This is a genomic window from Mycobacterium sp. TH-M106, assembly GCF_057473765.1.
Window position 1 is genome coordinate 1 of record NZ_JBYCLE010000113.1, and the last position, 2,658, is coordinate 2,658.

Here is a 2,658-nt window from a genome sequence, read left to right on the forward strand (position 1 = left end):
CATTTCTGATGGATGAGCCGCTGTCCAACCTGGATGCGAAGTTGCGGGTGCAGATGCGCGGCGAGATCGCCCGGCTGCAGCGCCGGCTGGGCACCACCACTGTCTACGTGACCCACGACCAGACCGAGGCGATGACCCTCGGCGACCGGGTGGTGGTGATGCACGGCGGGGTAGCGCAGCAGGTCGGCACCCCCGACGAACTGTACGAACGGCCGGCCAACCTGTTCGTCGCCGGCTTCATCGGCTCGCCGGCGATGAACTTCTTCCCGGCCACCTTGACCCCGACCGGGTTGCGCATGCCGTTCGGCGAGGTGACGCTGCCCGCGGCGATCCGCGACTCGATCTTGCGGCATCCGAGGCCGGAGAACGTCGTCGTCGGCGTACGCCCGGAGCACGTCGGCGATGCCGCGCTGCTGGACGACCGTCAGCACGCCACAGCGCTCACGGTCCGGGCGAACGTGGACCTGGTCGAGTCGCTGGGCGCCGACAAGTATGTGTACTTCACGCTTGCCGAACCGGACGGCGCCGGTTCTGATCTGGTGGCCAGGGTTCCCGCGGTGTCGAAGGCAGCCGGTGGCCAACCCATCGAATTAGCCGTGGACACCACCAAACTCGTTGTGTTCGACGCCGATTCCGGTGTCAACCTGACCGTCCCGCTGGCCGGGGACCGGTGACTGACGACGCATGCTCGCGCAGCGAGCGCGCTCAGAGCCAGCCGTTGCGGCGGAACGCCCGGTGCAAGACGATGCAGATACTCGCCATGACGGCCAACACCACTGGGTAACCGAACGTCCAGTGCAGCGCTGGCATGTGGTTGAAGTTCATCCCGTAGATGCCGGCGATCATGGTGGGCACCGCGATGATCCCGGCCCAGGCCGACATCTTGCGCATGTCGGTGTTCTGCTGCATACCCACCCGGGCCAGCGCTGCCTGCACCAGTGAACTGAGCATCTCGTCGTAACTGGCGATCTGGTCCGCCACCCGGTCGTGGTGGTCGGCGACGTCACGGAGGTAGCGCCGTACCTCCTTGGAGATCAGGTCTTTGTGCTCAGTCTGCATCCGCTGAAATGGAACCGACAGCGGGGCCACCGCCCGCCGCAACTCGACGACTTCACGTTTGGTCTGATAAATCGGCTCGACGTCCGTCCGAGTGCCGGGGGCGAACGCCATCTCCTCGATGATGTCGATGTCGGTCTCCATTCGATTGGTCACCTCGACGTAGCGGTCCACCACGTAGTCGGCGATGGCGTACATCACCGCATACGGACCCAGCCGCATGTGCTCGGGATCGGCATCCATCCGCCTGCGCACGTCGGCCAGTCCGCTGTGCTCACCGTGGCGGACGGTGATGACGAAGTTTTTGCCGACGAAAACCATGATTTCGCCGGTCTCGACGATCTGGCGGGCTAGCACCACCGACTCGTGTGGCACGTAGTTGACCGTTTTGAGTACCAGGAACAGCGTTTCGTCGTAGCGTTCCAGCTTGGGTCGCTGATGAGCGTGTACAGCATCTTCGACTGCCAGTTCGTCCAGCACGAAAACGTCGGCCACATCCTGCATCTGGTGCTCGTTCGGCTCGTGCAGCCCGATCCAGACGAACGCGCTCTGCCCGGTAGCCTCGATTTCGCGCACCGTCGCCACCGCATCTGCGTGGGTGAAGACCCCGGGTAATCGCACCCCGTCCACATAGACGCCACAGTCGACCACGGCCTGCACCACCGGTACCTGGTTGGGCCGCGTCTGCGGGTTGGCAGGAGTGCCCGACGCTGCGGGTGGCGAGAATGGCAACGGGCGAAACGCTGGCATGATCGCCTCCCGTCGCCGCGCAGGTCTGTTTACGTGCCGGTCAATGCTACGCGTTCCGGCTGGCCCGGTGCGGACCGGAGAATCCGGCTCGGGGGGAGTGCGCTAGTTTCGACTCCGAAGCAACTCGCCTAGGAGGAACCGACGTGAGTCCCGTGAGCCCAACGCCATTCAAGGTGGCCGTGACCGGCGCCGCCGGCCAGATCGGGTACAGCCTGCTGTTCCGCCTGGCCAGCGGCGCGCTGTTGGGTGCCGACCGGCCGGTGGAATTGCGGCTGCTCGAGATCGAGCCTGCCCTGAAGGCACTTGAGGGTGTGGTCATGGAGCTCGACGACTGCGCGTTCCCGTTGCTGGCGGGGATCGAGATCGGCGCGGACCCGACCAAGATCTTCGACGGCGCCAACCTGGCCCTGCTGGTCGGTTCCCGTCCCCGCGGGCCGGGCATGGAGCGCAGCGATCTGCTGGAGGTCAACGGCGCCATCTTCAGTACGCAGGGCAAGGCGCTCAACGAAGTGGCCGCCGCCGACATTCGGGTGGGCGTGACCGGTAACCCGGCCAATACCAATGCGCTGATTGCGATGACCAACGCGCCTGACATCCCCCGCGAGCGCTTCTCCGCGCTCTCCCGCCTGGACCACAACCGGGCGGTTACCCAGCTGGCCAAGAAGACCGGCGTCGCGGTCACCGACGTCAAGAAGATGACGATCTGGGGCAACCACTCGGCCAGCCAGTACCCAGACGTGTTCCACGCCGAGGTGGGCGGCCGCAACGCCGCCGAGGTGGTCGGCGACCAGGCCTGGATCGAGAACGACTTCATCCCGACCGTCGCCAAGCGCGGCGCGGCGATCATCGACG

The 2,658-nt window shown here is 65.7% G+C and carries 3 protein-coding genes; 2 read left to right on the top strand and 1 reads right to left on the bottom strand.

Going from position 1 to position 2,658, the window contains the following annotated elements; translation table 11 throughout:
* Positions 1-674 (top strand): ABC transporter ATP-binding protein (locus AC2VOP_RS04020; RefSeq protein ID WP_486959774.1); only part of this gene is annotated, 674 nt, incomplete at its 5' end.
* A 31-nt stretch (positions 675-705) separates the two neighbouring features.
* Here the strand turns inward: AC2VOP_RS04020 and corA are convergent.
* Positions 706-1,809, bottom strand: a complete 1,104-nt coding sequence (gene corA, locus AC2VOP_RS04025; RefSeq protein ID WP_486959776.1) for a magnesium/cobalt transporter CorA — start codon at positions 1,807-1,809, stop codon at positions 706-708.
* A 149-nt stretch (positions 1,810-1,958) separates the two neighbouring features.
* On the opposite strand from corA, the gene AC2VOP_RS04030 reads away from it, so the two are divergent.
* Positions 1,959-2,658, top strand: a 700-nt coding sequence (locus AC2VOP_RS04030) for a malate dehydrogenase (RefSeq protein ID WP_486959775.1), incomplete at its 3' end; no start/stop codon positions are given.